31 protein-coding genes, 1 tRNA gene and 2 riboswitches are annotated in these 25,331 nt (G+C 68.8%); of the genes, 20 read left to right on the top strand and 12 right to left on the bottom strand.

From position 1 onward, the window contains the following. The first annotated feature begins 5 nt into the window (after positions 1 to 5). The 7 genes from ACSHWB_RS02295 to ACSHWB_RS02265 all read left to right on the top strand — a co-directional run bounded on the left by ACSHWB_RS02295 (position 6) and on the right by ACSHWB_RS02265 (position 6,089). Positions 6 to 1,367 (top strand): PucR family transcriptional regulator, encoded by a 1,362-nt coding sequence (locus tag ACSHWB_RS02295; RefSeq protein WP_439660426.1) that lies wholly within the window; start codon positions 6 to 8, stop codon positions 1,365 to 1,367. Positions 1,368 to 1,511: 144 nt separating this feature from the next. Continuing rightward, positions 1,512 to 1,583 (top strand) — tRNA-Glu (locus ACSHWB_RS02290). A 119-nt stretch (positions 1,584 to 1,702) separates the two neighbouring features. Continuing rightward, positions 1,703 to 2,365: an SAM-dependent methyltransferase gene (locus ACSHWB_RS02285; protein WP_439660425.1), complete on the top strand. Its 663-nt coding sequence runs from the start codon at positions 1,703 to 1,705 to the stop codon at positions 2,363 to 2,365. A 71-nt stretch (positions 2,366 to 2,436) separates the two neighbouring features. Beyond that, on the top strand, positions 2,437 to 3,090 hold the full coding sequence (locus tag ACSHWB_RS02280) for a DUF4383 domain-containing protein (protein WP_439660424.1): 654 nt from the start codon (positions 2,437 to 2,439) through the stop codon (positions 3,088 to 3,090). Between the two features lie 91 nt (positions 3,091 to 3,181). Next, on the top strand, positions 3,182 to 3,877 hold the full coding sequence (locus ACSHWB_RS02275) for a M50 family metallopeptidase (RefSeq protein ID WP_439660423.1): 696 nt from the start codon (positions 3,182 to 3,184) through the stop codon (positions 3,875 to 3,877). 86 nt (positions 3,878 to 3,963) lie between these two features. Further along, the gene (argS, locus tag ACSHWB_RS02270) at positions 3,964 to 5,697 is read left to right on the top strand and encodes an arginine--tRNA ligase (protein WP_439660422.1); all 1,734 of its coding nucleotides are present in this window, start codon (positions 3,964 to 3,966) and stop codon (positions 5,695 to 5,697) included. Between the two features lie 71 nt (positions 5,698 to 5,768). Continuing rightward, positions 5,769 to 6,089 (top strand): WhiB family transcriptional regulator, encoded by a 321-nt coding sequence (locus ACSHWB_RS02265; protein WP_439660421.1) that lies wholly within the window; start codon positions 5,769 to 5,771, stop codon positions 6,087 to 6,089. Here ACSHWB_RS02265 and ACSHWB_RS02260 read toward each other — a convergent pair. Together ACSHWB_RS02260 and ACSHWB_RS02255 are read right to left on the bottom strand one after the other, a co-directional pair. After that, positions 6,059 to 6,895 (bottom strand): SigB/SigF/SigG family RNA polymerase sigma factor, encoded by an 837-nt coding sequence (locus ACSHWB_RS02260; protein WP_439660420.1) that lies wholly within the window; start codon positions 6,893 to 6,895, stop codon positions 6,059 to 6,061. The genes ACSHWB_RS02265 and ACSHWB_RS02260 overlap by 31 nt on opposite strands. Next, positions 6,892 to 7,260, bottom strand: coding sequence for an ATP-binding protein (locus ACSHWB_RS02255; protein ID WP_439660419.1), 369 nt, complete (start codon positions 7,258 to 7,260; stop codon positions 6,892 to 6,894). Before ACSHWB_RS02255 ends, ACSHWB_RS02260 begins: the two co-directional genes overlap by 4 nt. 163 nt (positions 7,261 to 7,423) lie before the next feature. Here ACSHWB_RS02255 and ACSHWB_RS02250 point away from each other — a divergent pair, with 163 nt between their 5' ends. Further along, positions 7,424 to 8,092, top strand: a complete 669-nt coding sequence (locus ACSHWB_RS02250; protein WP_439660418.1) for an ATP-binding protein — start codon at positions 7,424 to 7,426, stop codon at positions 8,090 to 8,092. Here the strand turns inward: ACSHWB_RS02250 and ACSHWB_RS02245 are convergent. Together ACSHWB_RS02245 and ACSHWB_RS02240 are read right to left on the bottom strand one after the other, a co-directional pair. After that, on the bottom strand, positions 8,089 to 8,448 hold the full coding sequence (locus ACSHWB_RS02245; protein ID WP_439660417.1) for an STAS domain-containing protein: 360 nt from the start codon (positions 8,446 to 8,448) through the stop codon (positions 8,089 to 8,091). The genes ACSHWB_RS02250 and ACSHWB_RS02245 overlap by 4 nt on opposite strands. A 152-nt stretch (positions 8,449 to 8,600) precedes the next feature. Then, positions 8,601 to 9,269: an ANTAR domain-containing protein gene (locus ACSHWB_RS02240; protein ID WP_439660416.1), complete on the bottom strand. Its 669-nt coding sequence runs from the start codon at positions 9,267 to 9,269 to the stop codon at positions 8,601 to 8,603. A 253-nt stretch (positions 9,270 to 9,522) separates the two neighbouring features. On the opposite strand from ACSHWB_RS02240, the gene ACSHWB_RS02235 reads away from it, so the two are divergent. From ACSHWB_RS02235 to gcvP, 9 genes are all read left to right on the top strand, one after another. Further along, a complete protein-coding gene (locus tag ACSHWB_RS02235; RefSeq protein WP_439660415.1) occupies positions 9,523 to 9,738 on the top strand; it encodes a hypothetical protein in 216 nt (71 codons plus the stop codon). 121 nt (positions 9,739 to 9,859) lie between these two features. Further along, a complete protein-coding gene (locus ACSHWB_RS02230; RefSeq protein ID WP_439660414.1) occupies positions 9,860 to 10,441 on the top strand; it encodes a CDP-alcohol phosphatidyltransferase family protein in 582 nt (193 codons plus the stop codon). Between the two features lie 42 nt (positions 10,442 to 10,483). Next, on the top strand, positions 10,484 to 10,867 hold the full coding sequence (gene gcvH, locus ACSHWB_RS02225) for a glycine cleavage system protein GcvH (protein WP_439660413.1): 384 nt from the start codon (positions 10,484 to 10,486) through the stop codon (positions 10,865 to 10,867). Positions 10,868 to 10,980: 113 nt separating this feature from the next. Continuing rightward, complete coding sequence (garA, locus tag ACSHWB_RS02220; protein ID WP_030476302.1) at positions 10,981 to 11,439, top strand: glycogen accumulation regulator GarA; 459 nt, start codon at positions 10,981 to 10,983, stop codon at positions 11,437 to 11,439. Positions 11,440 to 11,472: 33 nt separating this feature from the next. Continuing rightward, positions 11,473 to 12,027, top strand: coding sequence for a MerR family transcriptional regulator (locus ACSHWB_RS02215; RefSeq protein ID WP_439660412.1), 555 nt, complete (start codon positions 11,473 to 11,475; stop codon positions 12,025 to 12,027). A 162-nt stretch (positions 12,028 to 12,189) separates the two neighbouring features. Then, on the top strand, positions 12,190 to 12,663 hold the full coding sequence (locus tag ACSHWB_RS02210) for a bifunctional nuclease family protein (RefSeq protein WP_439660411.1): 474 nt from the start codon (positions 12,190 to 12,192) through the stop codon (positions 12,661 to 12,663). Between the two features lie 304 nt (positions 12,664 to 12,967). Continuing rightward, on the top strand, positions 12,968 to 13,534 hold the full coding sequence (locus ACSHWB_RS02205; RefSeq protein ID WP_030476305.1) for a MerR family transcriptional regulator: 567 nt from the start codon (positions 12,968 to 12,970) through the stop codon (positions 13,532 to 13,534). Between the two features lie 87 nt (positions 13,535 to 13,621). Further along, entirely contained in the window at positions 13,622 to 14,593 is a 972-nt protein-coding gene (locus ACSHWB_RS02200) for a Clp protease N-terminal domain-containing protein (protein ID WP_439660410.1), read from the top strand. Between the two features lie 56 nt (positions 14,594 to 14,649). After that, positions 14,650 to 14,745: riboswitch (glycine riboswitch) on the top strand. A 3-nt stretch (positions 14,746 to 14,748) separates the two neighbouring features. Next, positions 14,749 to 14,844: riboswitch (glycine riboswitch) on the top strand. Positions 14,845 to 14,893: 49 nt separating this feature from the next. Then, positions 14,894 to 17,785, top strand: a complete 2,892-nt coding sequence (gene gcvP, locus ACSHWB_RS02195) for an aminomethyl-transferring glycine dehydrogenase (RefSeq protein ID WP_439660409.1) — start codon at positions 14,894 to 14,896, stop codon at positions 17,783 to 17,785. 48 nt (positions 17,786 to 17,833) lie between these two features. Here the strand turns inward: gcvP and ACSHWB_RS02190 are convergent, their stop codons facing one another. From ACSHWB_RS02190 to ACSHWB_RS02175, 4 genes are read right to left on the bottom strand one after another with little or no spacing between them, the layout of a single operon-like run. After that, positions 17,834 to 18,016 (bottom strand): hypothetical protein, encoded by a 183-nt coding sequence (locus tag ACSHWB_RS02190; protein WP_439660408.1) that lies wholly within the window; start codon positions 18,014 to 18,016, stop codon positions 17,834 to 17,836. Positions 18,017 to 18,028: 12 nt separating this feature from the next. Next, on the bottom strand, positions 18,029 to 18,634 hold the full coding sequence (locus tag ACSHWB_RS02185) for a class I SAM-dependent methyltransferase (protein ID WP_439660407.1): 606 nt from the start codon (positions 18,632 to 18,634) through the stop codon (positions 18,029 to 18,031). Between the two features lie 11 nt (positions 18,635 to 18,645). Then, the gene (locus tag ACSHWB_RS02180; protein ID WP_439660406.1) at positions 18,646 to 19,305 is read right to left on the bottom strand and encodes a maleylpyruvate isomerase family mycothiol-dependent enzyme; all 660 of its coding nucleotides are present in this window, start codon (positions 19,303 to 19,305) and stop codon (positions 18,646 to 18,648) included. Positions 19,306 to 19,307: 2 nt separating this feature from the next. Continuing rightward, on the bottom strand, positions 19,308 to 19,685 hold the full coding sequence (locus ACSHWB_RS02175; protein WP_439660405.1) for a DUF3224 domain-containing protein: 378 nt from the start codon (positions 19,683 to 19,685) through the stop codon (positions 19,308 to 19,310). 49 nt (positions 19,686 to 19,734) lie between these two features. On the opposite strand from ACSHWB_RS02175, the gene ACSHWB_RS02170 reads away from it, so the two are divergent. Further along, positions 19,735 to 20,706 carry a helix-turn-helix transcriptional regulator gene (locus ACSHWB_RS02170; protein WP_439660404.1) on the top strand — a complete coding sequence of 324 codons (972 nt, stop codon included), beginning with the start codon at positions 19,735 to 19,737 and terminating at the stop codon, positions 20,704 to 20,706. After that, complete coding sequence (locus ACSHWB_RS02165; RefSeq protein WP_439660403.1) at positions 20,694 to 21,509, top strand: aldo/keto reductase; 816 nt, start codon at positions 20,694 to 20,696, stop codon at positions 21,507 to 21,509. The genes ACSHWB_RS02170 and ACSHWB_RS02165 overlap by 13 nt, the downstream gene beginning before the upstream one ends. Before the next feature lie 21 nt (positions 21,510 to 21,530). Here the strand turns inward: ACSHWB_RS02165 and ACSHWB_RS02160 are convergent, their stop codons facing one another. After that, a complete protein-coding gene (locus ACSHWB_RS02160; protein ID WP_439660402.1) occupies positions 21,531 to 23,237 on the bottom strand; it encodes a substrate-binding domain-containing protein in 1,707 nt (568 codons plus the stop codon). A gap of 63 nt (positions 23,238 to 23,300) precedes the next feature. Further along, a complete protein-coding gene (locus tag ACSHWB_RS02155; protein ID WP_439660401.1) occupies positions 23,301 to 24,173 on the bottom strand; it encodes a 3-methyladenine DNA glycosylase in 873 nt (290 codons plus the stop codon). Between the two features lie 19 nt (positions 24,174 to 24,192). On the opposite strand from ACSHWB_RS02155, the gene ACSHWB_RS02150 reads away from it, so the two are divergent. Continuing rightward, a complete protein-coding gene (locus ACSHWB_RS02150) occupies positions 24,193 to 24,651 on the top strand; it encodes a DUF1801 domain-containing protein (RefSeq protein WP_439660400.1) in 459 nt (152 codons plus the stop codon). On the opposite strand, the gene ACSHWB_RS02145 is transcribed toward ACSHWB_RS02150, so the two are convergent. After that, the gene (locus ACSHWB_RS02145; RefSeq protein ID WP_093604692.1) at positions 24,626 to 24,871 is read right to left on the bottom strand and encodes a hypothetical protein; all 246 of its coding nucleotides are present in this window, start codon (positions 24,869 to 24,871) and stop codon (positions 24,626 to 24,628) included. The genes ACSHWB_RS02150 and ACSHWB_RS02145 overlap by 26 nt on opposite strands. A gap of 10 nt (positions 24,872 to 24,881) precedes the next feature. Further along, a complete protein-coding gene (locus ACSHWB_RS02140) occupies positions 24,882 to 25,310 on the bottom strand; it encodes a winged helix-turn-helix transcriptional regulator (RefSeq protein WP_439660399.1) in 429 nt (142 codons plus the stop codon). Between the last annotated feature and the right edge of the window lie 21 nt (positions 25,311 to 25,331).

Raw genomic sequence — 25,331 nt, 5'->3', positions numbered from 1 at the left:
TGGTTGTGCAAACCGTCCCACTGAAGGACCTCGTCGCGCGAGTCGACCTCGGGTTGACCGTCCTGTGTGGAGCCGACGCGCTGGACCGGCCGGTCCGCTGGGCGCACGTGTCCGAGTTGGAGGACCCGACGCCGTACCTGGTCGGTGAGGAGCTGCTGCTCACGGCCGGCGTGCGGTTCCCGTCCGACGTGCCCGCGTACGTCGCCGGGCTGGTCACCTCCGGTGTCTCGGCGATCGGGTTCGGTGTGGAGCCGGAGTTCCCGACGGTGCCGTCGTCGCTGGTGGAGGCCTGTGCGGCGCAGGGGATGCCGCTGCTGGAGGTGCCGCCGTCGACGCCGTTCCTGGCGGTCTCGCAGGCGCTCGGCGCGGTGCTCGCGGAGATCGCCGTGCGGGAGCAGCGGATGCTGGCGGACAGCCAGCGCGCCCTGACCCGTGCCGCCACCCGCGTGCGTCCCGTCGAGTCGGTGCTGACGACGCTGGCGGTGGTGCTGAACTGCCGGGCCGATCTCGTGGACGCCTCGGACGCGCCGCAGGACGTGGCCTCGCTCGTCGGGCGGGTCGCGACGGGGTCCGGCCCCCGTTCGGCCTCGACCCAGGTGGGTGAAGACCACGTCACCCTCGACCCGGTCGAGTCCGCGGTGCTCGTGGTGCGCCGGCCCGCCCCTCTTTCCCCCGCCGAACGGGCCGTCGTCGCGGTCGCGCTGGCGTTGCTCGGACTGTTGCGGCGGGACCTGGAGAGCGAGCGCGGGCAGATCGCGCGGCTCGCCGGGTCCGCGTTGCTGCGGCCGGAGGTGTCCGGAGTGGAGAAGGTGCTGGGGGCCGGTCCCTACCGGGTCGTGGCGGGGGAGTCCAAGGCCGACTACGACGTGCTGGCGCAGCGGTACGGGCCGCTGGTGTCGAAGGACGGTGGCGGGTTTCTGGCGCTGGTGGCCGCGGGGGTCGAGGTGTCCGGTCCGGTGGGGGTGTCTGGCCTGGTGGGCGGGCCGCCGGACTCCACTTCGGCCGCTGTGTCCCGGTCCGCGATCGACTCCGCGGCGGCCGAGGCCTCGTCGTTGCTGGCCCGCGCCAAGGCCACCGGCGAACCCGCTTTCCCGGCCTCCGACCTGTCCTCCCTCGTGGACCCGGTGGCGGCGCGGGAGTTCGCCTCCCGCGAGCTCGCGGGCCTCCTCGGACGCCCCGAACTGATCGACACGCTGAGGGTCTGGCTCGGTCAGCACGGCAGCTGGGACCGCGCCGCGACGGTGCTCGGCGTGCACCGCAACAGCGTCCGGCACCGGATCTCCCACGTCGAACGGCTGCTCGGTCGCGATCTTGGGACGGCCGACGCGCGTGCCTCGCTGTGGCTCGCGCTGCGGTGGCTCGATTAATTCCTTTGCGGTGCGTGTGTGCTCTCGGTCATCATTGTTCACATGATCCGAGCAGATGAATGGGCCGGAGCGCCCTCCAAGCTGTGACCTGCTAGTTCACTTTCTTCTATTTCTGCGAGCATTTTTGTATCAGTGCTCGTTTCTGGCGTGTTCGTCTAGTGGTCAGGACGTCGGATTCTCAATCCGGAAACACGGGTTCGATCCCCGTACGCGCTACGTGGCCCGGTCTTCGTGGGGTGGGCCGGGCCCTCCTCCGAGAGGGTTCATGTCAGACGGACCCAAAGAATCTTCGAAAACTTCGCCCGAATGGTCTAGGCGCCAGTTACGCTCTGCGAATGGCTGCGGTCCCCGCCTTCGCACGCTACGAGGTCGACGTACGTCGGCCGAACGCCGCGCGCATCCATGACTTCTACCTCGGTGGCGCGCACAACTACGCCGCCGACCGCGCGTTCGCCAAGCAGGCAGTCCGGATCGACCCGGAGCTGCCGCTCGTGACCCGGGCTCAGCGGACGTTCCTCCGCCACGCCGTCCGCCACTGCTGGGCGGCGGGCGTGCGTCAGTTCCTCGACCTCGGCTCGGGCATCCCGACGTGCGGTGCCACGCACCAGACGCTGCCCGACGCGCGTGTCGTCTACGTGGACTCGGACGCGGTGACGGTCGCGTTCTCACGTGGACTGTTGCGCGGCGAACCGCGCGCGTGCGCGATCGAGGCGGACCTGCGCCGTCCCGACCAGGTGCTCCGGCATCCGGGCGTGATGTCCCATCTCGACCTGCGCGAGCCGTACGCGGTGCTGATGGTCGACGTCCTGAGGTACGTCGACGACGCCACCGGACCCGGCCGCGTCGTGCGCCGCTACCGGCACGCGCTGCCCGCCGGCGGGTTCCTGGTGGTCTCGCACCCCACGCCGGTCGAGCAGCTCATGGAAGGACTGTCGATCGAGGCACCCGCCGTGGTGCCGGGCGCGTACGCGGGGATCGGGCGCAAGGGCCGCGGCTAGCGCCGAGCGTTTGGTCCCTGTGAAGGCGGGGTAGTCCGGCAGGCGACAAGACACGGAGCCTGGAGGGCGCTATGACCCACCGCATCAAGGTCGCCGGTCTCCAGCCGGTGCAGGTGCTGGCTGGACTGGCCGGCATCGCGTTCATCGTGTTCGGCGTCGTGGGCTTCACCCGCACAGGGGTGGGCGACTGGGCCGCCCAGTCGTTCGTGCTCGGGTTCTCGGTGAACCCGCTGCACAACACGGTGATGGTGGCCGTCGGCGTGCTGGGCCTGCTCATGGCACTCGGCTCGGGCCTGGCCCGGCTGTACGGCTGGCTGCTGTTCGCCGGCTTCGCCGCGCTCTTCGTGTGGGACCTGATGATCACCGGAGTCCTCGCGCAGAACCCGGCAGAGCAGTACGGCAACCCGCTGGCGATCAACGCGAACGACAACTGGCTGCACCTCGGCCTCGCCCTGTTCGGCCTGCTGCTCGCGGTGATGCCCGCGCGCCGCAAGCTGGTCGAGGAGTACGAGGAGGAGCCGGTCGTGCCGGAACCGCGCTCGGAGGCTTTCCGGGACGAGCGGGACGGCACGCCCCGGATCGAGCAGACGGACCGGGCTGTGAGCACCGGAGCGGTCACCACGCCGCTTCCCACCGGTGCCGGGCGCAAGGAGCCGATCACCCAGGAGCAGGCGGTGGTCGACCCCAAGACCGAGCGGGTCAGCAAGGACAAGATCAAGCACTAGTACCGAAACTCCCGGACGAACATCTGTCCGGTTCAGACGCGTCGTGCGAGCCCACATACGGCTCACACGGCGCGTCTGTTTCTATGTCGCGATGCCTTCCGAGTTGCTGCCGTCCGAGTTGCTGACCGACGAAGTGCTGATCACGTGGGGTACTGCGCTGGCAGCGTTCCTCGCCGTTGCGCTGCACGGGATCTGGCGGGTCACCCGCAACGTCATCACCATCGCTCACGAGGGTGGGCACGCGTTGCTGGCTGTGTTGACCGGGCGGCGGTTGAGCGGGATCAAGCTGCACTCGGACACTTCCGGGCTGACCGTGTCCCGGGGGAAACCGCGTGGGCCTGGGATGGTTCTGACTGCGTTGGCCGGGTACGTGGCGCCTTCGCTGCTCGGGTTCGGTGCGGCTGTGTTGATCACCAACGAGCAGATCCAGTTGATGTTGTGGATCAGCATCGGGTTCCTGGCGGCCATGCTGATCATGATTCGGAACGTGTTCGGTGTGGTGTCGATCATCGTCACCGGTGGGGTGTTCTTGTTCGTGTCCTTCTACGCCTCTGTCGAGGTTCGGGATGCGGCTGCGTACGTGTTCGCCTGGTTCTTGTTGCTGGGTGGGGTTCGGCCTGTCTGGGAGTTGCAGGTCAAGCGGTGGAGGCGGCAGGCGCCTCGGTCCGATGCCGATCAGCTGGCCTGGTTGACCGGGGTTCCTGCGCTGGGGTGGGTCTCGGTGTTCGGGGTGGTCAGTCTGGCCGCGCTCGTCGGGGGTGGGGCGTTGTTGCTCGGGCGGTGGTGAGGCCGCCTGCGGCGGGCTGTGTGCCGGGGGGCCGGGGTGGGTGAAATACTCGTGGGAAAGCCGGTGGTGGGTGAGAGGTGGGGTCAGTGCTGCGTGGGGATGTCGGGCTTGAGCTGGGCCAGCGGGTCGCGCTTGCGTTGCGCGCTGCCCTGGACGTGGACATCACCGCCGCTGACGCGCTGATTCGACCGTCCAACCGGGACGGTGCCGACTACCAGTGCAACGTCGCGATGAGTCTCGCCAAGAAGATCGGGAAGAATCCTCGTGAGGTCGCCTCGCTGATCGTCGAGCACCTGGACGCAGCCGATGCGGTCGAGGTCGCGGAGATCGCCGGGCCCGGGTTCATCAACCTGAGGCTTCGCCGGGAGTGGCTCGAGGCGCAGGCGGCGAACCTGTTGGCCGACGATCGTCTCGGGGTGCCGAAGACCGAGGAGCCCCGGCGGATCGCCATCGACTACAGCAGTCCCAACGTGGCCAAGGAGATGCACGTCGGGCATCTGCGGTCGACGATCATCGGGGACGCGTTCTGCCGGCTCCTGACCTTCGCTGGACACGAGGTCATCCCGCACAACCATCTCGGGGACTGGGGGACTCCGTTCGGCATGCTCATCGAGCACCTGACGGACGAGGGGCAGGGGGCCGAGCACGAGATCAGCGACCTCAACGCCTTTTACCAGCAGGCTCGGCAGAAGTTCGACAACGAGCCCGGCTTCGCGGACCGCGCTCGGCGGCGGGTCGTGTTGTTGCAAGGCGGCGACGAGGCGACGCTCAAGTTGTGGCACGAGCTGGTCGGGGAGTCGCAGCGGCACTTCAACCAGGTGTACGAGCTGCTCGGGATCGGGTTGTCGGCGGACGACAACTACGGGGAGAGCTTCTACAACCCGTACCTCGCGGACACGATCACCGAGCTGCAGCAGAAGGGTCTCATCGAGACCAGCGACGGCGCGCTGTGCGTGTTCCCGCCGGGGTTCAAGAACCGTGAGGGCGAGCGGCTGCCGCTGATCGTGCGCAAGAGCGATGGCGGGTACGGGTACGCCACCACCGACTTCGCGACGGTGCGGTACTGGGTTCGGGAGCGGAAGGTCGACGAGCTGATCTACGTCGTCGGCACGCCGCAGTCGCAGCACTTCCAGATGATCTTCGCGACCTCCAAGCAGGCCGGGTGGCTGGACGACGCGCACACCGCTGTGCACACCGGGTTCGGCACGATCCTCGGGAGTGACGGGAAGACGATCCGGACGCGGGCCGGCGGGACGATCAAGTTGATCGACCTGCTCACCGAGGCCGTGGAGAACTCCTACCAGGTGATGCCCGAGACGTCCGAAGTGGAGGGTGCGGAGAAGGACGCGCTCGCCCGCACGCTCGGACTCGGTGCGGTCAAGTACGCGGACCTCTCCAACGACCGGGAGAAGGACTACGTCTTCACCTGGGAGAAGATGCTCGCCAAGACCGGTGACACGTCGGTCTACATCCAGTACGCGAACGCCCGGATCCTGTCGATCGGGCGCAAGGTCGGGCGTGAGGCTCCGCTGGACGCGCCGCTGGTGTTGCAGGAGCAGGCAGAGCGGGACCTGGCGTTGAAGCTGTTGCAGCTGCCCACGGCGATCCAGGCGGCCATCGACGAGCTCGCGCCGCACAAGCTCACGACCTACCTGTTCGAGACCGCCACGGCGTTCTCCACCTTCTACAACGACTGCCCCGTGGCCACAGCGGAGACGCAGGAGTTGCAGGACTCGCGGCTGCATCTGCTGACGTTGACGTCGCGGGTGCTGACGCTCGGGCTGTCGCTGCTGGGTATTGGGGCACCCGAAAGGCTGTAACAGGTTTATCCCTGGTCAACGCACGGGTACGCAGTGATCGCAACTCTTCCCCCCAGTTCTAGGGAGTCGCGATGACCTGCACCACCCGTCTGCCCAAGCCGGTCACCGACGTGTGGGACTGGCAGATGGACGGCCTGTGCCGAGGGCAGAACAGCGCCGTCTTCTTCCACCCCGACAACGAGCGCGGGTACGCGCGGGCGGCGCGGGAGGAGAAGGCCAAGGCGATCTGCGAGACGTGCCCCGTGTTGGCACAATGCCGCGCCCACGCGCTGGAGGCTCAGGAGCCGTACGGCGTGTGGGGCGGCATGGGTGAGGACGAACGGCGCCAGATCGTCGGTGCGGCCCGGCGCCGTGTTCGTGCCTATTCCTCTTCGAGCACGTCCCTGAGCTGACGCAACGTCTTCGCGAGCAAACGCGAGACGTGCATCTGGGAGATGCCGACCTTCTGCGCGATCTGCGTCTGGGTCATGTTGCCGAAGAAGCGCATGATCACGATCTTGCGTTCGCGCTCCGGCAGCTTCTCCAGCAACGGGTGCAGTGCCTCGCGTTGCTCGATCATCGCGATCTCGGGATCTTCCTCGCCGATCGTGCTGCCGAGCGAGATCGACGAGTCCTCCGACATCAGCATGTCGTCCAGAGACGCGCTCTGGTAAGCGTTTCCGGCCGCGAGTCCTTCGTGGATCTCCTCGCGGGACAGGCCGAGGTGCTCGGCCAGTTCGGACGGCGTGGGCGCGCGGCCCAGCGACTGCGAGAGTCTCGACGTCCCCGCGTTGATCGCCAGGTGCAGCTCCTTGAGCCGCCTCGGCATCCGCACCGACCAGCTGGAGTCGCGGAAGTACTTCCGGACCTCACCCATGATCGTCGGCACCGCGAACGACAGGAAGTCGCTGCCGCGGTCAGGGTCGAAGCGGTCGACCGCGTTGATCAGACCCACCGTCGCGACCTGCACCAGGTCCTCGTGCGGCTCGCCGCGGTGACCGAACCTGCGGGCGATGTGCTGGGCGACCGGGAGGTGCTCGGTGACGAGCCTGTCCCGCATCGTCTCCCGCGCAGGGCCCGCCGGGGTGACCGCGAGCTCGGCGAAGAGCGGTGCCAGGTGGTCGTAGTCACCCGAGCGGGACTTGCCCTCCCGCTTGGTCTCCTCCGCCGCCTCCGGCTTGGTCTCGGCCGTCTTGGTGGCCTCTTCCGCCCCGGTCACGCATCCACCGCCCCTGCCGTGGACTTCACGAGGTCGATGTGCACCACGAACCCTTCGGTCTCCTCGACCCCGGTCTGCACCGAGTCGACGAGCGCGGTCAGCACCCGCCAGCCGAAGCTGGCCTCGTCGGGGCCCGCCGCCGACTTCGCGGAGACCTTCGCCGACACGTGGACGGCACCCTTGTCGTCCACCGCGAAGTGGCAGCTGAGCACCGCGTCCTGGGCCGCCAGCGTGATCAGGGTCGAACACGTCTCGTCCACGGCGAGCTTCAGGTCCTCGATCGAGTCGAGGTCGAAGTCCTGCCGCATCGCGATGTCCGCCGCGACCGCGCGCACGATGGACAGCTGCGTGGGATCCGCCGCCATCCGAAGCTCGACGCCTGACAATTGAGTCACAGCCACCTCGTAGTCCGTTCTGCTGAAGGCAGGCATGGTGTCTGCCGTACCCGAATCGATCTCATCTCACACGTGTAGTACTGCCGTGGCCTGGGAAATCACCAGGCAGAAGCAACCAACGGGAGGGAGCACTGTGCTTGTGCACGAGGACTTCCTCGCCCTCCGCTTCCCCGCGGACGCGCACGAGGTGGCGCCGGTGCGGCACCGGCTTCGTCAGTGGCTGCGGGGCAGCGGTTTCGGCGAGGACGAGGCCTGCGACCTCGTTCTCGCCGTCAGTGAAGCGATCAACAACTCCGTGGAACATGCCTATCCGGGCTCTGCGGGCGGCACCGTCGAGGTGCGTGCCCGCGTCGATCCCGACGGCTCGGCCCGTGTCGACGTGGCCGACAGGGGCCAGTGGCGCGTACCGCCTCCCGCGCTGACCACACGGGGGCGTGGACTGCTGCTCATGCGGGAGAGCGTGGACGAGGTCGAGATAGACCGCAGGGCGAGCGGCACGACCGTGCGCCTGCGTCGAGCCCGTTCGCCCGCGGTGCCCGTGGCCACGGCCGCGCCGGAATGCGACGTCCAGGTCCACGAGACCTCCTCCGGCGTAGTAGCGGTCGTGCGCGGGAACGTGCCGGCCGAAGCCGGTCCGTCGTTGCGCCGCACGCTCACCACCGCGGCGCGGGGCGGCACCGTCCCGCTGACCGTCGACGTCGCCGGGCTCGGCGTGGAGCGCGGCGGTGTGGAACCGGCACTCCGCGACGTCGCCGAGGCACTCGCGGCCGCGGGGAACCGCCTCACCGTGTGGACGCGCTAGCCGAGGGCCGAGTCGACGGAGTCGTACAGGCTGAAGACCTCGCCCAGGCCGGTGGCCTCCAGCGGGCGCGTCACGGCCCGTGCCTTCGCCACCACCTTGAGCGCGGCGCTCTCCTGCTGCGCCAGCCGGGCTGCTTCCACGAGCACGGCCAGACCGGCCGAGCCGAGGAACGTCACCCCGGTCATGTCCACCACGAAGGTGCCGCCGTCACGGAGGCCGTTGACGAGGGCGTCGCGCAACGCGGGCGCGGACACCATGTCGACCTCGCCGGACACGGCGAGGACCGTGGCACCGGGCGCCGGCTGCCTCACCGACAGCGCGATGGTCTGCTCCGCTCGCGGGTCCTGCACAGTCACCGATGTACTCCCTCTCGCGTTACAGGAACAAGGGGAGCCGCCAATGCAGCGGCTCCTGTGCGGCTGCTGGCTCAACCGCTGCGGACACCACCGTACGGGAGTGGCCGCTCGACAGGACAGATCGAGCTATCCGTACCCGGACAATGGTCGGTTCAAACGCGCAGAGCTTCCCAAAGTCTTCGCGCGACCTCGAACGCGGCCGCCGGCGGGTCGGTCACCTCGTCCTGGCTGTCCTCCAGCGTGCCGCCCACGACCAGGACGAGAGCGGTGGCCACGTCCCGCAGCTTCACGTTGGCGTGCTGGCTGGCCCGCACCAGCAGTTCGAAGGCCTCGCCGGGCGCACTCGGCCGCACTCCCATGACCAGACCTTTCGCCTGCTCGATGTAGCGGCGGTGCTGGACCATCCGCACCATCTGGTCGGCGCGCATCACCTCGCCCGCGCAGAACTCGACGACCGCGGCGGCGGTCGCGATGAGAGGTTCGATCTCCTCGATGGCCTTGAGATCCGCGACCTGGGGCGCGTGCGAGAGGTACACGGTGAGCACCACCGGACCGCTGTCGCCCCAGCTGCCCGGCACCGCGACCACGTGCATGCCGCCGATCTCGCCGGACACCTGCCGTTCGTCGCGTGAGGACTCGACGAGCGGTCCCGCGCCGCTGGTCAGCTGCTCGGCGTCGAGCTCCACGGCGATCCCGTGGGCGGTCAGGAGCTTGCCGTCCGGCCACACGCTCAGGCCTACGCCCTCGCAGCCGTCCAGCTGCGAGCACAAGTGGTCCATCACCCGCGAAATGAGTTCCGCTCCGAACTTCACCTGGTTCACGCGCTGAGGTTAGGCCCGGCCGATGAACTGGACGAGCCGTGCGGTCATCGTCGTACGACGAACGGTTGCACAGGCAAGGACCTGTTCTTCCGCTGCGCTTCGGGCCCGAACAGCTCGGCGCGTCGTTTGATCCAGTTAACGCTTAGGACCCAAACAGGACACGTGTTCTGAACCACAGTCGGTCAGAATTCGTTCTCAGGGATAACGCCGGAGCCCCGGTGCGCGACATCCCTGATGTCACGGAGGGACTGAAATGAGAACCGCCATGGAGACCCAGCCGAAGCAGGACGCGGAGTGCGACTCAGCGCTGCCGACCACGCCGTGCAGCGTGGTCTGGAGCCGGGGCCACGCCTACGTGCTCGAGGGTTTCCGCGCTCGCTGGGTGGGTCGCGACGACCGGGGCCGCCCGCACGCCATCACCGGTGCCGAGATGCAGCGCCGGGGCTGGACGCTCACCCGCACAGCCTGAGAGTTCACCTGTAGGAAACGAACTCAAAAATCGAACACCGCGTACCACCCGCAACCAGTCGCACAGCGTGCCGTGACGCCATCCGGCAGCCCTTGCGCAGTCACTCGTTTAGAGTGCGGGTGTGCGTGATCCGGCTGATCGCCTGCTGACGATTCCGAACCTGCTCAGCGTGCTGCGGCTGGCCGGTGTTCCGCTCTTCCTCTACCTGTTGCTCGGACCCCGCGCGGACGGCTGGGCGCTGCTCGTCCTCGTCCTCGCGGGGCTGTCCGACTGGCTCGACGGCAAGCTCGCTCGCTGGCTCAACCAGATGAGCAACCTGGGCGCGCTGCTCGACCCCGCGGCCGACCGCCTCTACGTGTTCTGCACGCTGCTGGCCTTCGTGATCAGGGACATCGTCCCGCTCTGGGTCGCGCTCGTGCTCGTGGGACGAGAGGTCGTCGTCGGCATCTGCCTGCTCGTCCTGCGGCAACGCGGCTGGGGCACCTTCGAGGTGACCTACCTCGGCAAGGCCGCGACCTTCAACCTGCTCTACGCCTTCCCCCTGCTGCTGCTCGCGCAGGGAGACTCGGGGTGGGCCCAGGTCGCCGCGCCGATCGCCTACGCGTTCACGGCCTGGGGCGGAGCGCTCTACCTGTGGTCGGCGCTGCTGTACGTCTACCAGTTCTTCCTGGCCCTGCGGGGCACACCTCGCACGGTCGCGTGAAAAGATCACCCCATACAGGTTCAGCACGAGGAGCGCAGTCAGTTGATTCCCGAGGAGCTTCGTTACACCGAGGAGCACGAGTGGATCGCCACCAGCGGCGAGAACACAGTGCGCGTCGGCATCACCGACTACGCCCAGGAACAGCTCGGTGACGTCGTCTTCGTCCAGCTGCCCGAGGTCGGTCACACCGTGGCGGCGGGTGACACGTTCGGCGAGGTCGAGTCCACGAAGAGCGTCTCCGACCTCTACTCACCGCTCGACGGCGAGGTCGTCGCCATCAACGACGCGTTGGTCCAGACGCCCGACTCGGTCAACTCCGACCCGTACGGCGAGGGCTGGATGGTCGAGATCAGGCTGAACGACCCCGAGGCGCTCGAAGGCCTGCTGGACGCGGACGGGTACAAGGCCCTGGTGGAGAAGGAGTGACGTCGATCTTTCGCCGGATCTTCGGCCGGAAGGGGAGCCGCGCTGAAGGTGGCGACCCCAACGCGATAGGTTTTACCGGAAGTGACGGATCCAGCAGCAGGAGGAGAGCTCAGGTGAGCACGAACGACGGCCCAGGCGTTCCGCCGGAGCAGTCCCCGGAGCGGACCTCCGTCTTCCGGGCGGACTTCCTCCAGGAGATGGAAGGCGGCGCAGAGGCGCCCGCACAGGAGCCGGCCGTTGCCGGTGTTGACGCCCTTCCCGCCGGTTCCGCGCTGCTCGTTGTCAAGCGCGGACCGAACGCCGGTTCCCGGTTCCTGCTGGACCGAGACACGACGAGCGCAGGGCGCCACCCCGACAGCGACATCTTCCTGGACGACGTGACGGTCTCGCGCCGGCACGCCGAGTTCCGCCGGGAGAGCGGCGAGTTCGTCGTCATCGACGTCGGCAGCCTCAACGGCACCTACGTGAACCGAGAGCCGGTCGACCAGGCCGTCCTCGCGAACGGTGACGAGGTCCAGATCGGCAAGTTCCGCCTCGTCTTCCTGACGGGTCCCGGCTCCGCGGGAGCCTGACGCGTGACGGCCGGGCGGCCACAACGCGGGGTCTTGAGCATCGGGGCGGTGCTCGCGCAGCTTCGTCCCGACTTCCCCGACGTCACCATCTCCAAGATCCGCTTCCTGGAAGCGGAGGGGCTGGTCCGCCCGGCACGCACCGCCTCCGGCTACCGCCAGTTCAGCGTGGCGGACGTCGAGAGGCTGCGGTTCGTGCTGTCCGCACAACGCGACAGGTACCTGCCGCTCAAGGTGATCCGCGAGCAGCTCGACACGGTCCCCGAGGACTCGACGTCGCTCTCGCGGATGGATCTGCTCTCCCAGACCGGTTTCAGCGCCGAACAGCTGTCCCAGCTGGAGCGCGACGGTCTGCTGCGTCCCGGCCCCGCGGGCCGTTTCACCGCGGAGGACATCACCGCGCTCCGCACGATCCGGACCATGACCGGACTCGGCGTCGAGCGCGAGCACCTGCGCGCGGTCCGCGCGGCAGCGGACCACGAGGTCGTTCTGCTGAAGTCTTTCTCAGATCCCGAGACGGTTCGGGAATTGGCTGACCTGTTCACCTCGTTGCACACGTTGTTGGTGAGAGCGGGCCTGCGGCAGTCCTGAGACGGCCGTGGCGGATCTTCAGGCGGGTGCAGTCTTGATCACGATCTGCCCGCAACGATTGAGCACACGGCCCGCTTGGCGGGTAGCGTCGGACATGTACGCCGGGGGATGCTCGGGTGTGAACCGGGTCGTCCCCGAACGAACAGAGGGAGGCGAGGCCCGATGAGCGAAATGCGCGTCGTCGGCGTGCGGGTGGAGCTGCCCCAGAACCAGCCGATCCTTCTTCTTCGCGAAACCGAGGGCGAGCGGTACCTGCCGATCTGGATCGGCAGTGTCGAGGCCACGGCGATCGCACTGGAGCAGCAGGGCGTGCGCCCGGCTCGTCCGCTCACCCATGATCTCCTCAAGGACATCATCGGGGCGCTGGGACGCAACCTCGAACAGGTTCGGATCACCGACCTGCAGGAGGGCACCTTCTTCGCGGAGCTCGTGTTCGACGGCGACGTGCGGGTCTCCGCGCGGCCTTCTGACTCGGTGGCGCTGGCGTTGCGGGTGGGCGTGCCGATCCACGCGGAGGAGTCCGTGCTGGCCGAGGCGGGCCTCATCATCCCGGACGAGCAGGAGGACGAGGTGGAGAAGTTCCGCGAGTTCCTCGACTCGATCTCCCCCGAAGACTTCAGGGGCGCCGACACCTAGATTTCAGGTGTGTCGCACTCCGTCTTGTATGGACCGTGAGGCAGTTCGTTTGGACGTCCCTCGATCGGACTACTTACGGTCGTTATGACCGCTAAACGATCACTAAACGTCACCTGAACGTCCCAGTTCGGGTGACGGTATGACTCTCCACTTGAGGTTGAGGGTCGCAACTCCCCGCGCGTCGCGTTGACCTGCCCTCGGACCGGTCTTACCGTCGAACTCGAGTGGACGTCGCTGCTTCACGAGAGTGGACGCAGCGGCTTGACGGTCATGAGTTTCGTGGCCGTTCCGAGGGGAGGCAGGCGTGGTCGAGGAAGCGCCCTTGAGGGCCGAATCCGGGCTGCAGGGTGAACTGTTCCCGGACTCCTCGCTGCCGGACGAGCTGGTCGGTTACCGAGGGCCCGCGGCGTGCCAGATCGCGGGCATCACGTACCGGCAGCTCGACTACTGGGCAAGGACCGGGCTGGTCGCGCCGACGATAAGGATGGCGCACGGCTCCGGGAGCCAGCGGTTGTACTCCTTCAAGGACATCCTGGTGCTCAAGGTCGTGAAGCGGCTGCTGGACACCGGTGTCTCGTTGCAGAACATCCGCGTGGCGGTCGACCACCTGCGCCGCCGCGGCGTGCAGGACCTGGCGCGCATCACGCTCTTCTCCGACGGCACGACGGTCTACGAGTGCACCTCGCCCGAAGAGGTCGTCGATCTGCTGCAGGGCGGTCAGGGCGTGTTCGGCATCGCGGTGAGCGGTGCGATGCGGGAGATCTCCGGCACGATCCACGAGTTCCCCGCAGAACGCGCGGACGGTGTCGAGATCGCGCCGATGACCGAGGACGAGCTGACCCGCCGGCGTCGCGAGCGCGCCACCGGCTGACCGGCCCGATGATCGTGGCCGACCGGCGGTCCTCCATGGCCGGTCGGCAGCAGCGCAGGCAGCCCGCTGCTCCCTAGCGTTGCCGGTATGACGCACACCGCCTCCTATCAGGTCGTGAAGGTGCTGGAAGCGGCGACGCAGCGCGCTCTCCGGCTGGAGTTCGGCTTCCTCGGCACCGAGAACCTGCTGATCTCGCTGATCGACACCATCGGACCCGGCCGCAAGCTCGGCGTGAAGTCGCTGCGGGCACAGGCGATGGCGCGGGGGCCGGAGCACTGGGCCGACGACGACGGTGGCGTCGTTCCCGAGGCTCATCCGGACGTCACGGCGTTGGTGAACATCGCCTGCGACCGCTTGGTCCTCGAGACCGTGCCACCCGTCAGCCGCGCGCTGGAGGAGTGTCTGCTCGCGGCGATCGCCCTGGCCGGCGACGGCGTGCTGACCACGACCCACCTCTCCCTCGCGTTGCTGGGGCAGCGATCCGGGCGTGCCGCCGACCTGTTCCTGTTGCGCGGCGTGGACGTCGAGGCGACGGCCGCCGCGGTGCGCGCCGATGCCGCGCGGCCCCACGCGGAGGTCGAGGAGGCGCCCGCCGTGCGGTTGCTGCGCAAGGCGGGGGCGTTGGAGGGGGAGTCCGGCGGCGGGTACGTGCGCTGGCTGGTGCGCTGGGTCGCGCGCGGTCAGGGGCTGGGCGGGCCAGTGCTGACCGTCGTGCGCAACGAGGCAGGACGACTGGCCGCGGCCGCGCGGCGGGACGTCTCGTCGCGGGACCTGGTGGCGGCGGTGCTGACGGTCGACCACCAGCTGACGGCGGCGGGCCGGAGGCTGAAGCCGGAGTTCGAGTCGGGTGGCGCGGCGGCGTTGCGCGCGGCGGGGGTGGACCCGGCCGCGTTGCCCGTCAGCGGTGGCGCGGTGGAGCGTGCGATGGAACGGGCGAAGCTCGTCGCGGCACGGCGCGGAGACGCCGTCGTGGGCACCACGCACCTGCTCGTGGCGGTGCGCGACGACCCGGCGGACCCCGTCGCGGGGGCGTTGAGCGGTCTCGGTGCTGAGATGTAGGTCGCGTCCCTAGGGACTAGGTGGGCTGCCTGCGGGTATTCTTCTCGGGTAGTCGCTGAACTCAGGCGGGAGAGACCGGGTTTCGAGCCCGGCGCCGAAGGAGCAAGTCCCTCCCCGGGAACCTCTCAGGCAACCAGGACCGCTGAGCGAGACGCCTCTGGAAAGTGGATCCCCCGGGATCCCGCCGACGGTGAAAGCCCACTCTGTTGTGGGTGAACCTCTCAGGCGCCCGACATCGGGTACGGACAGAGCGGGGAGGGCACAGGACCCGTGTGCCCGCAGCCACCCCGGAGGCGTTTGATGACGCAGGACCGCATTCCGCTCGCCGCTCTCGAGCACGGCACCCCGTTCGCCGACCGCCACGTCGGTCCGCGCCCCGCCGAACTCGCGCGCATCCTCGACGTCATCGGCGTCGGGTCGCTCGAGGAGCTGGCTCAGCACGCGGTGCCTTCGTCCATTCACGAGCGCGACCTCGTGCTGGACCTGCCCGCCCCGGCCACCGAGACCGAGGCGCTCGCGGAGCTGCGCGAGCTCGCGTCCCAGAACCGCCCGATGACGCAGATGATCGGCCTGGGCTACTACGACACCGTGACGCCGGGCGTGATCCTGCGCAACGTGCTGGAGTCGCCCGCCTGGTACACCGCGTACACGCCGTACCAGCCGGAGATCTCGCAGGGCCGTCTTGAAGCGCTGCTGAACTTCCAGACGATGGTCGGCGACCTGACGGGCCTGCCGGTCGCGAACGCGTCCATGCTGGACGAGTCGACCGCCGCCGCCGAGGCGATGACGCTGGTGCGCCGCGCGGGCAAGTCCAAGTCGAACAAGTTCGTCATCGACTCCGACACGCTGCCGCAGACGCTGGCCGTCATCGAGACGCGCGCCGAGCCGCTGGGCATCGAGATCGTCGTCGCCGACCTGTCGCAGGGCATCGAGGGTCTCGGCCTCGGCGGTGACTTCTTCGGCGTGCTGCTGTCCTACCCCGGCGCCTCCGGTGTCGTGCGCGACCAGGCCGCGTTGATCGAGGAGATCCACGCCGCCGGTGCACAGGCCGTCGTCGTCGCCGATCTTCTTTCTCTGACGCTGCTGCGCGCTCCCGGTGAGATCGGCGCGGACGTCGTCGTCGGCACCACGCAGCGCTTCGGCGTGCCGATCGGCTTCGGTGGCCCGCACGCCGGGTACATGGCCGTCCGGTCCGGTCTGGAGCGTCAGCTGCCCGGCCGTCTCGTCGGTGTCTCCGTCGACTCCGACGGCTCGCTGGCCTACCGCCTCGCGCTGCAGACGCGCGAGCAGCACATCCGCCGCGAGAAGGCCACGTCGAACATCTGCACCGCGCAGGTGCTGCTGGCCGTGATCGCGTCCATGTACGCCGTCTACCACGGTCCCGAGGGCCTGCGGTCGATCGCGACCCGCGTGCACCGCCTGGCCACCGTGCTCGCCACGGGCCTGTGCGAGGCCGGTCTCGAGGTCGTGCACGGCGAGTTCTTCGACACCGTCCAGGTGCGGGTCGAGGGGCAGGCCGCCGCTGTCGTCGCGAAGGCGCGCGAGGCCGGCATCAACCTCCGCAAGGTCGACGACGACGTCGTCGCAATCGCTTGCGACGAGAAGACCACGCGCGCGCACATCGTCGCGGTGTGGGAGGCGTTCGGCGTCACCGGGTCCGATGTGGACGCGATCGACGGCGACACCGCCGACGCCATCCCGGCCGACCTGCGCCGCACCTCGGACTACCTGACCCACCCGGTCTTCCACGCGCACCGCTCCGAGACCGCGCTGCTGCGCTACCTGCGCGCATTGTCGGACAAGGACGTCGCGCTGGACCGCAGCATGATCCCGCTCGGCTCCTGCACGATGAAGCTGAACGCCACCGCGGAGATGGAGTCCATCACGTGGCCGGAGTTCTCGACGCTGCACCCGTTCGCGCCCGTCGAGGACGCCGCCGGTCTGCTGAAGATCGTCTCGGACCTGGAGGCCTGGCTCGCCGAGGTCACCGGCTACGACGCGGTGTCGTTGCAGCCCAACGCCGGTTCGCAGGGTGAGTTCGCCGGCCTGCTGGCGATCCGCGCCTACCACCGCGCGAACGGCAACGCCGACCGCGACGTCTGCCTGATCCCGTCGTCCGCGCACGGCACCAACGCCGCGTCCGCCGTCATGGCCGGCATGCGCGTCGTCGTCGTGAAGTGCGACGACAAGGGCAACATCGACATGGGCCACCTGCGTTCCACGGTCGCCGAGCACGCCGACGACCTCGCCGCGATCATGATCACCTACCCGTCGACCCACGGCGTGTACGAGGACACCGTCCGCGAGGTCTGCGGCCTGGTCCACGACGCTGGCGGCCAGGTGTACGTCGACGGCGCGAACCTCAACGCGCTCATTGGCCTGGCCCGCTACGGCAAGTTCGGCTCGGACGTCTCGCACCTGAACCTGCACAAGACGTTCTGCATCCCGCACGGCGGCGGTGGCCCCGGCGTCGGCCCGATCGGCGTGAAGTCCCACCTCGCCCCGTTCCTGCCGAACCACCCGCTGCAGCCGACCGCCGGCCCCGCCACGGGCGTCGGCCCGATCAGCGCTGCCCCGTGGGGTTCCGCGTCGATCCTGCCGATCTCGTGGGCGTACGTGCGCATGATGGGCGGCGACGGCCTGCGCCGCGCGACCCTGACCGCCGTGGCCGCCGCGAACTACGTGGCCCGCCGCCTGGACGAGCACTACCCGGTCCTCTACACCGGCGAGGGCGGCTTCGTGGCCCACGAGTGCATCCTCGACCTGCGCCCGATCACCAAGGCCACCGGCGTGACGGTGGACGACGTGGCCAAGCGCCTCGCGGACTACGGCCTGCACGCCCCGACGATGTCGTTCCCTGTCGCCGGCACCCTGATGGTCGAGCCGACCGAGTCCGAGGACCTGGCCGAGATCGACAGGTTCATCGACGCGATGATCGCCATCAAGGGCGAGATCGACAAGGTCGGCGCCGGCGAGTGGTCCGTCGAGGACAACCCGCTGCGCAACGCCCCGCACACCGCGGCCTGCGTGACCGTGGGCGAGTGGAACCACCCGTACACCCGCGAGGAGGCCGTGTTCCCGGCCGGTACAGGTGCTCCGAAGATCTGGCCGCCGGTCCGCCGCATCGACGGCGCGAAGGGCGACCGCAACCTGGTCTGCTCTTGCCCGCCGCTCTCGGCGTACAGCAGCTGATCTGAGGTCGTGAGGGGAAACGGGCGCACTCGGGGGTGCGCCCGTTTTTCATGCCCCGACGGGACAGGCGTCGTCGCCGCAGTTCTCGTCGGCGCTGATGCCCGGCTTGTTCAGGTCGTGCTCGAACGCGAAGTGGAAGCAGTCGGGGTGCATCCGCTCGAACAGCTCGAAGTCTTCCTTCTCCAGCTCCACCGGCTCGCCACAACGCTGGCACGTCTGTTCATCTGACACGGCCGAATGGTCTCACCCGCGCCGTGCGAACACGACCGCACCGTCCTCGCCGAGCAGCCACTGCGCCTCGACGGTGAACCCGGCCTCCCGCAGCCACGCCGCGACCCGCTCGGGCTTTCGCAGGTGGACGTGCACGCGCATCGGATGCCCGCCGTAGCCCTGCGTCTTCAACCGCGACTCGTCGCCGACGTGGAAACCGAGCTGCAGCAACCCGTCCGGCCGCAGCGCATCCCGGAAGTGCCCGAACACCACGGGCACCAGCTCGTCCGGCACGTGGATCAACGACCACCAGGCGATGATCCCGCCGACCTGGTCTGGGAGCGGTTCGGTCATCGACCCCACCTCGAACCGCAGCCCTGGGTGGTTCCGCCGGGCCAGCGCGATCATCGCGGGGGAGAGGTCGATCCCGAACGCGTCCACGCCGAGCCCGTCCAGCAGCGCCGTGATGGCGCCGGGTCCGCAGCCGACGTCCGCGACGGGACCGCGCACCTCCTCCGCGAACAGCCGCAGCGCCGCCCGCAGGTGCGGCAGGCCGTCCAGGAGGTCGCGCGTCTGCTCGGCATAGCTGATCGCGACCGTGTCGTAGGAGTCGCGGGTGTCGGTGAGCCAGTCGTCCACGCCGAGGGAAGTTACTCCTCGAACGGCTCCGGCCGGTGCCGTCCGAACAAGGCCAGCGAGGAGATCCAGACGTCCGGGTCGCCGTCCCAGTCCAGCGCCTTGATCTGGTCGGCAGAGCGCCGCCCGCCGATGGCCCGCAGCAGCTCGAACGACGTCGTCCGCAGCGTCCCGGCCGGCTCGCCGTGCCCGAGCACGCGGTCCCCGTGCTCCAGCGTGATCCGCAACGCCGGCACGTCGTTCTCCCGCATCCGCTGGTCGAGCTGCTGCAACGGCCGCACCAGTGCCGAGCGCACCTCGGCGCCGTCCCGATCGCCCGCGATCCCCAGTGCCGCGCGGAGATCGTGCTCGTGCGCGATCACCTCGGACACGAGGATCGGCCCCATCGGCGTGTCGAACAACGGCTGGGCCAGCGCGAGGTTCGCGTCCCACTCGGCGAACGCGTCCGCCAGGGAGTTGTCGCGGCGGTCGCGCACCTGCCGTTCGCCCCACTCGCCCGACTCGACGCCGTCGAACCGGCGGTCCACGAAGTCCCGCAGACCGCCGGCGAGGTGCGCCACCACGTCCTTGACCGACCAGCCGGGCGTCGCCGCCACCGGTGTCTGCGGATCACGTCCCTCGACGAGCGTGGTGATCCGGTGCTTGGCCGCGTCGTAGACGGGGGCGTTGGTCATGGTCAGACCTCGTACTCCAGGGTGTATGTGCCGCTGCCATCCTCCGCCCAGTCCACCGTCACCGCACCTCGCGCGTCGAGGTACTTCCCGGTGCCGTCGACGACCTCGATGACGGCCTCCACAGAGGACCGGTACGCGCCGACGTGCCGCAGCACCAGCGTGCCTTCGTCGGCCACGATCTCCTCCAGCGCGGTAGTCCACGCCACGTCGTCGCCGTAGTACATGAGGTACCGGCAGTTCCCGACGCCGCTGACGTCGCCCGCGTACGCGAACTGGACGTGCGCCTCGGTGAGCTTGCGTCCTTCGACGTCCTTGTACGACCGGCCGTCCCAGGTCTTCTCGTCCCAGCTCTTCACTTCGATGGTTCCGGTTGCCTTCATGGGGACCACTCTGCTGGCAATTCCTGACAGATCGTGTCAGGTTTGGCAGATGAAATCCGGCAGACTCCTCCAGGTCCTCCTGCTCCTGCAGTCCAGGGGCCGGATGACGGCGGACGAGCTGGCGTCCGAGCTGGAGGTCTCGCCGCGCACGATCTACCGCGACGTCGAGGCGCTGTCCGCGTCCGGCATCCCGATCTACGCCGACCGCGGCCCGGCGGGCGGTTACCAGCTCGTCGACGGCTACCGCACCCGGCTGACCGGCCTCACCACCGACGAGGCGCAGTCGTTGTTCCTCGCCGGCCTCCCCGGACCCGCCGAAGCGCTGGGGCTGGGGGAGTTCGCGGCCGCGGCCCAGCTCAAGCTCCTCGCCGCGCTCCCGACCGAGCTGCGCAGCAAGGCCGAGCAGATCCGCCAGCGCTTCCACCTCGACACCCCGACGTGGTTCCGCGGCGACGAACCCACCGAGCACCTCGCCACGATCGCCGACGCCGTGTGGGAGCAGCGCCGCGTGCGGATGACCTACCAGCGCTGGGGCGACCAGACCGTCGAGCGCGAGGTCGACCCGTACGGGCTCGTGCTGAAGGCGGGCACCTGGTACTTCGTCGGCAGCGGCCGCACCTACCGGGTCTCCCGCGTGCTCGCGCTCCAGGTCACGCCCGAGTCGTTCGACCGTCCCGGCGACTTCGACCTCGCGCGGTTCTGGGCCGAGTGGTCGCTGGAGTTCGAGGCCCGCATGTACGGCGAGCGGGTGATGGTCCGCATGACGCGTGCCGGACTGGACAAGACCCAGTACCTGCTCAGCGGCTACCAGGCGCGCGTCGTTCGAGACGCCGCACCCGAGCCGGGCCAGGAGTTCGGCTTCCCCACGGAGTCGAACCGGCACGCTGTGGCTGACCTGCTCAAATTCGGCGCGGACGTGGAAGTGCTGGCACCAAACGAGGTCAGACACGAACTCGTCGAGACAATCAAGGCGATGCACGACGTCTACAACGATGCGAAGCTACCCGCATGGTTCCGCTGATCTCGTTGAACAACGGAGTACGGATCCCGCAACTCGGCTTCGGCGTCTACCAGGTGCCGGAGCAGCAGGTGGCCGGTGCGGTCACGACCGCCATCGAGGCCGGCTACCGCAGCATCGACACCGCTGCCGCCTACGGAAACGAGTCGGGCGTCGGCGACGCGATCGCCGACGTCCCCGACCTGTTCATCACGACCAAGCTGTGGAACGCCGACCAGGGCCACGACTCCACGCTGCGCGCCTTCGACGAGAGCATGCGCCGCCTGCGCCGCGACGTGCTCGACCTCTACCTCATCCACTGGCCCACCCCGAAACGCGACCTTTATGCGGACACGTGGCGCGCGTTGGAACGGCTCTACGCCGACGGCCGCGTGCGCGCGATCGGCGTCTCGAACTTCCACACGCGACACCTGCAGCGCCTGTTCGACGAGTTCCCGACCACGCCGGCGGTGAACCAGATCGAGCTGCATCCGTTGCTGCAACAGGAAGAGATGCGCAAGGTGCACGTGACGCACCGCATCGTCACCGAGGCGTGGTCACCGCTCGCGCAGGGCGGCGCGTTGCTGCGCGAACCCGACATCGCGGGCCTAGCCGAGAAGTACGACAAGACGCCGGCCCAGATCGTGCTGCGCTGGCACGTCCAGCTGGGCAACGTCGTGATCCCGAAGTCCGTCACGCCCTACCGGATCAAGGAGAACATCGACATCTTCGACTTCGAGCTGGCCCAGGACGACATGCTCGTGATCACCGAACTGGACAACGGCACGCGCACCGGCCCGGACCCGGACCGCTTCAACGCCGCCTGACCGACGAGCCGCGCGCCTCGGTCAGGCCTTCGTCGACAGCACCTGACCGAGCGCCGCCTCCACCCCGTCCACGCTCTCCACCACCGACACCGACCCACCGGTCGTCTGCGCGATGTCCGTCAGCGCCGCCTTGTCCACGTCACCGCCGATCGCGATGAAGCTGACCGGCAGATCCGTCCCGTGCAGCTGCGACTTCAGCGCCGCCAGGTCGATCCCGCCGTCGGAGGTGCCGTCGGTGATCACCACGACCCGGTTGACCCGCCCGGCCACGAACCCGTCGTGTGCCGTCTCGTAGCAGGCCGCCAGCGCGCTGTAGAGCTGCGAACCCTCCGCGGTCTTGAGCCCGTCGATCGACCTGCGCAACGCGTCGCGCTTCTCCGCGACCGGACCGGTCGAGACCAGCAGCTTGTGCGGCTTCGAGCCGTCGAGGTCGCGGGCGAACTCCCACAGCCCGAACGAACCGGACACCGACCTGTCGACCTGGCCGCGCAGGGCCGCCTTCACCTTGTCCAGCTTGGACTTCATCGACGTGGAGACGTCGGTCAGCACCGTGACGACCTGGCCGCCGCGGTCCGCGGACGCCCAGGCCGAGGAGATCTGCTGCGTGGTCGTCGCGTCGGCGGCCACCAGGTTCTCCGTGACGGGGGACCAGGACACGCCGGGCGAGGGCGTCGGACGGTCCTGAGTGGACTCGACGCGCAGCCCGCCGCGCGCCAGGATGGCCTGCTGCTCGGGCTCGGTCATGAAGTCGCGGAACGCCTGTGCGGCACGGACTTCGGCCTCGCCGACCTCGGTGCCGCCGAGTGCGACGTACGGGAAGTCCGCCACCGGGGCCGGTCCGGCGGGCAGCACGCCCACCAGCGGCTTCGACGGGGCCTCCTTGCCCGTGTTGTGCTTGAACAGGTCCACTTCGGACACCGGCGTCGCCGAGAAGCCCGCCGCGTTGACCGTCGCGCTGTCTCCCAGGCGCCGCAACGCGTCGCGCGTCGTCGGCGGGACCTCCGGGGGCACGGTGGCCGCGAGCTTGGTCAGCGCGGACTTCGAGGCGTCCGAGCCGAGCGACTCCGGCGTGACGGGACCCACGCCGCCGGCGAGCGCCGACTGGATGGCGAGTGCGGAGGCGGTGTTCGCGGCCGGGTCGGGCATGGCGACGCTGAACCGGCCCCAGGACTGGCCGAACTTGGACCAGTCCGTCACCGCGGGCATGTCCGACCAGCGGAACGCCTTCAGCACCGGTGCGGCGGCCTCGGGCACGGCGAGCAGCACCGGCGACGTGCCGATGGACTTCGGTGCCGAGCCGACCAGCTTCGCGTTCAGCGCGGTCAGGCGGTTGGCCCAGAGCGTCGAGTCGGGAAGCCACGCGTGGGGGCGCTTGCCGAGCTTCGACTCGTCCCAGGTCGTCGTCAGGCCTTCCAGCACCGCGGAGGAGTCCGCGGAAGTTACTTCGATGGCGATGCAGTGGTCGTACACCACGGGCCGTGTCGCGCTGTACGCGCGCGCAACGTCCCTCACGGCCTCCGCGACGCTGGGCGTCACGGCCACACGCAGCACCGAATCACCCTCGCTGCAGTCCTGCGCCAATGCCTGAGAGCGCTTGTCGAGCACTCCGCCGGCCCACGACAGTGCGAGCCAGCTGAGACCAAGCAGCACCACGAGCACGACGATGAGCACGGGCCACTTGGCGATTCCGCGCTTCACCTTCGCCCGCAGAGCGCGGTGTCGAGACATCGATCCCTCACAACTACTCAGCGGCCCCCGACGACCGCCAATCACGCTAACAGGTGAACTTCGTCAGCGAAGTGAAGTCACTCCATGTATCGACTGGCAAACGAAGATGAGCCGTTCTCGCAACGGTCGTGCCCGCTCAGCGAACTCGGACTGCCGCCGTACGTACTCCGCACGCCCCTCCGGCGTCTCGATCCGCACCGGCCCGTACCCGAGTCCCGCCAGGTCGTACGGCGAGGCCTGCATGTCGAGTTCGCGCACGTCAGCGGCCAGTTCGAAGCAGTCGGCCACGAGATCCGAAGGTGTTGCGGGCTCCATTTTATAGGCCCACTTGAACAAATCCATGTTCGCGTGCAGACACCCCGGTTGTTCGTTCAGCAACTGTTCGTCGCGAGTGGGCTGCAGAGCGTTACGCGGCCGAGCGGGTTGCGTGAAGAACCGGAACGCGTCGAAGTGCCCGCACTGGATCCGGCTCGCCTCGACCACCTGGTCCGTGCCGTCACTGCCCAGGCGCAACGGCCACGCGTTGTGCCGGACCTCCTCCGGCTGCTGCCGGTAGACCATCGCCCACTCGTGCAGCCCGAAGCAGCCGAGCCGCGCGGGCCTGGAGAGCGTCGCCGTGAGCAACGCCTCCACGAACTCCAGCGTCTTCGCCCGCTGCCCGACGAAACTCCCGACGTCGAGCGTGACGCCGTCCTCGACCTGCTTGTAGTGCGGAAACTCCAGGTACTCCGCCGCGTCCTCGAGAACGACGCCGGGCCCGGGATGCCACCGTTCGAGCCGCACGGGCCGATGGCTGTAGTACGTGAAGAGGAAGTCCATGACGGGGTGCTTCTCTTTGCGAAGCTTCCGCTCCTGATGCGGCCCGGTGAACCGGCGGATGCGGGCGACGTGCGAATCGCGCAGTTCGTGCCATCGGGCTCGGGACAGGACCTCCACGAGCGATTACCGTACGCGAATGGTGAAGAGCCAGGCCTCCACGGTCGCCCAGTACCTCGCAGAACTGCCTGATGAGCAGCGTGCCGAGATCGAGATCGTGCGCGACGTCGTCCTCGCGAACCTCCCCGGCGGCTACGTCGAGGAGATGGCCTGGGGAATGATCACGTACGCGGTGCCGCTGGAGGTCAGCGGCCCTACCTACAACAAGCAGCCGCTCCTCTACGCCGCCCTGGCCGCCCAGAAGCGCTACTACGCCGTCTACCTGACCACGGTGATGGACAAGTTCGAGGAGTCCTTCCGCGCCCGGTGGGCGGAGACCGGCAAGAAGCTCGACATGGGCAAGGCCTGCGTGCGCTTCAAGCGGACCTCTGATCTGGCCCTGGACGTCATCGCCGACGAGATCGCGCGCCTCTCGGTACCCGAGTTCCTCGACTGGCACGCCGAGAACAGGGCTAAAGGGGCGGCACGAGCCCGGTGAACGTCCGCGCGCCGGCGCAGTGCGGGCACTCCCGCCCGTTGTCCACGGTCCGCGGCGCGCCACCGATGATCGCGAGCGTCGGCGCGGCGATGTAGCTCGCGCCCCCGCACAGGTGACAGACCGTGCGCGGCTCCGGCGTGACGGCGAAGAGGTCGTCCGGGTCTTCCTCGTCCTCGAAGTCGTCGTCCTCGGCGAACTCGTCCTCGTCGTCCTCACTCATGCCGCCCAACTTAGTGGGTCAGCTCCGCCGCACGAGTCAACGACTCCGGTGTGGCTTCCTCGCCGCACGCCGCGCACACCACACGTGGCTCCAGCACAGCGCCGCACGAGTGCTCGTACACGAGCGGGAGGGGCCCCTGCGTCACGTAGGTGTCGCCCCACTCCTTGAGGGTCAGAAACACGTTGTGCAGCGCTCGCCCCGTGTCCGTCAGGTGGTACTCGTGCCGTGGCGGGTGGTCCGAGTACTGGTGCTTCTCCAGCAGACCTGTCGCGACCAGCTTCTTCAGCCGCACGGTCAGCACGTCGCGGGACGCGCCGGTGTTCGCCGCGATCTGGTCGAACCGCGTGTTGCCGAAGAAGACCTCGCGCAACGCCAGCAGTGACCAGCGCTCGCCCACGACCTCCAGTGCGTTCGCCACGGAGCAGCTTCGAGGTGCCATGTGACCATCCTATCAGTGAGT

The sequence above is a fragment of the Lentzea sp. HUAS TT2 genome (assembly GCF_051853195.1).
GTDB lineage: Bacteria > Actinomycetota > Actinomycetes > Mycobacteriales > Pseudonocardiaceae > Lentzea.
Note: the sequence above shows the minus strand (reverse complement) of the source record. Positions and strands in the feature narration are given on the sequence as shown.

What these genes read in the sequence shown, in the direction of transcription:
- ACSHWB_RS02285 (WP_439660425.1), top strand. Translation starts at nt 1,703, where the DNA reads ATGGCTGCGGTCCCCGCCTTCGCACGCTACGAGGTCGACGTACGTCGG.
- ACSHWB_RS02280 (WP_439660424.1), top strand. Translation starts at nt 2,437, where the DNA reads ATGACCCACCGCATCAAGGTCGCCGGTCTCCAGCCGGTGCAGGTGCTG.
- ACSHWB_RS02275 (WP_439660423.1), top strand. Translation starts at nt 3,182, where the DNA reads ATGCCTTCCGAGTTGCTGCCGTCCGAGTTGCTGACCGACGAAGTGCTG.
- ACSHWB_RS02265 (WP_439660421.1), top strand. Translation starts at nt 5,769, where the DNA reads ATGACCTGCACCACCCGTCTGCCCAAGCCGGTCACCGACGTGTGGGAC.
- ACSHWB_RS02255 (WP_439660419.1), bottom strand. Translation starts at nt 7,260, where the DNA reads ATGGCGGCGGATCCCACGCAGCTGTCCATCGTGCGCGCGGTCGCGGCG.
- ACSHWB_RS02235 (WP_439660415.1), top strand. Translation starts at nt 9,523, where the DNA reads ATGAGAACCGCCATGGAGACCCAGCCGAAGCAGGACGCGGAGTGCGAC.
- ACSHWB_RS02210 (WP_439660411.1), top strand. Translation starts at nt 12,190, where the DNA reads ATGAGCGAAATGCGCGTCGTCGGCGTGCGGGTGGAGCTGCCCCAGAAC.
- ACSHWB_RS02200 (WP_439660410.1), top strand. Translation starts at nt 13,622, where the DNA reads ATGACGCACACCGCCTCCTATCAGGTCGTGAAGGTGCTGGAAGCGGCG.
- gcvP (WP_439660409.1), top strand. Translation starts at nt 14,894, where the DNA reads ATGACGCAGGACCGCATTCCGCTCGCCGCTCTCGAGCACGGCACCCCG.
- ACSHWB_RS02180 (WP_439660406.1), bottom strand. Translation starts at nt 19,305, where the DNA reads ATGACCAACGCCCCCGTCTACGACGCGGCCAAGCACCGGATCACCACG.
- ACSHWB_RS02175 (WP_439660405.1), bottom strand. Translation starts at nt 19,685, where the DNA reads ATGAAGGCAACCGGAACCATCGAAGTGAAGAGCTGGGACGAGAAGACC.
- ACSHWB_RS02170 (WP_439660404.1), top strand. Translation starts at nt 19,735, where the DNA reads ATGAAATCCGGCAGACTCCTCCAGGTCCTCCTGCTCCTGCAGTCCAGG.
- ACSHWB_RS02165 (WP_439660403.1), top strand. Translation starts at nt 20,694, where the DNA reads ATGGTTCCGCTGATCTCGTTGAACAACGGAGTACGGATCCCGCAACTC.
- ACSHWB_RS02160 (WP_439660402.1), bottom strand. Translation starts at nt 23,237, where the DNA reads ATGTCTCGACACCGCGCTCTGCGGGCGAAGGTGAAGCGCGGAATCGCC.
- ACSHWB_RS02150 (WP_439660400.1), top strand. Translation starts at nt 24,193, where the DNA reads ATGGTGAAGAGCCAGGCCTCCACGGTCGCCCAGTACCTCGCAGAACTG.
- ACSHWB_RS02145 (WP_093604692.1), bottom strand. Translation starts at nt 24,871, where the DNA reads ATGAGTGAGGACGACGAGGACGAGTTCGCCGAGGACGACGACTTCGAG.
- ACSHWB_RS02140 (WP_439660399.1), bottom strand. Translation starts at nt 25,310, where the DNA reads ATGGCACCTCGAAGCTGCTCCGTGGCGAACGCACTGGAGGTCGTGGGC.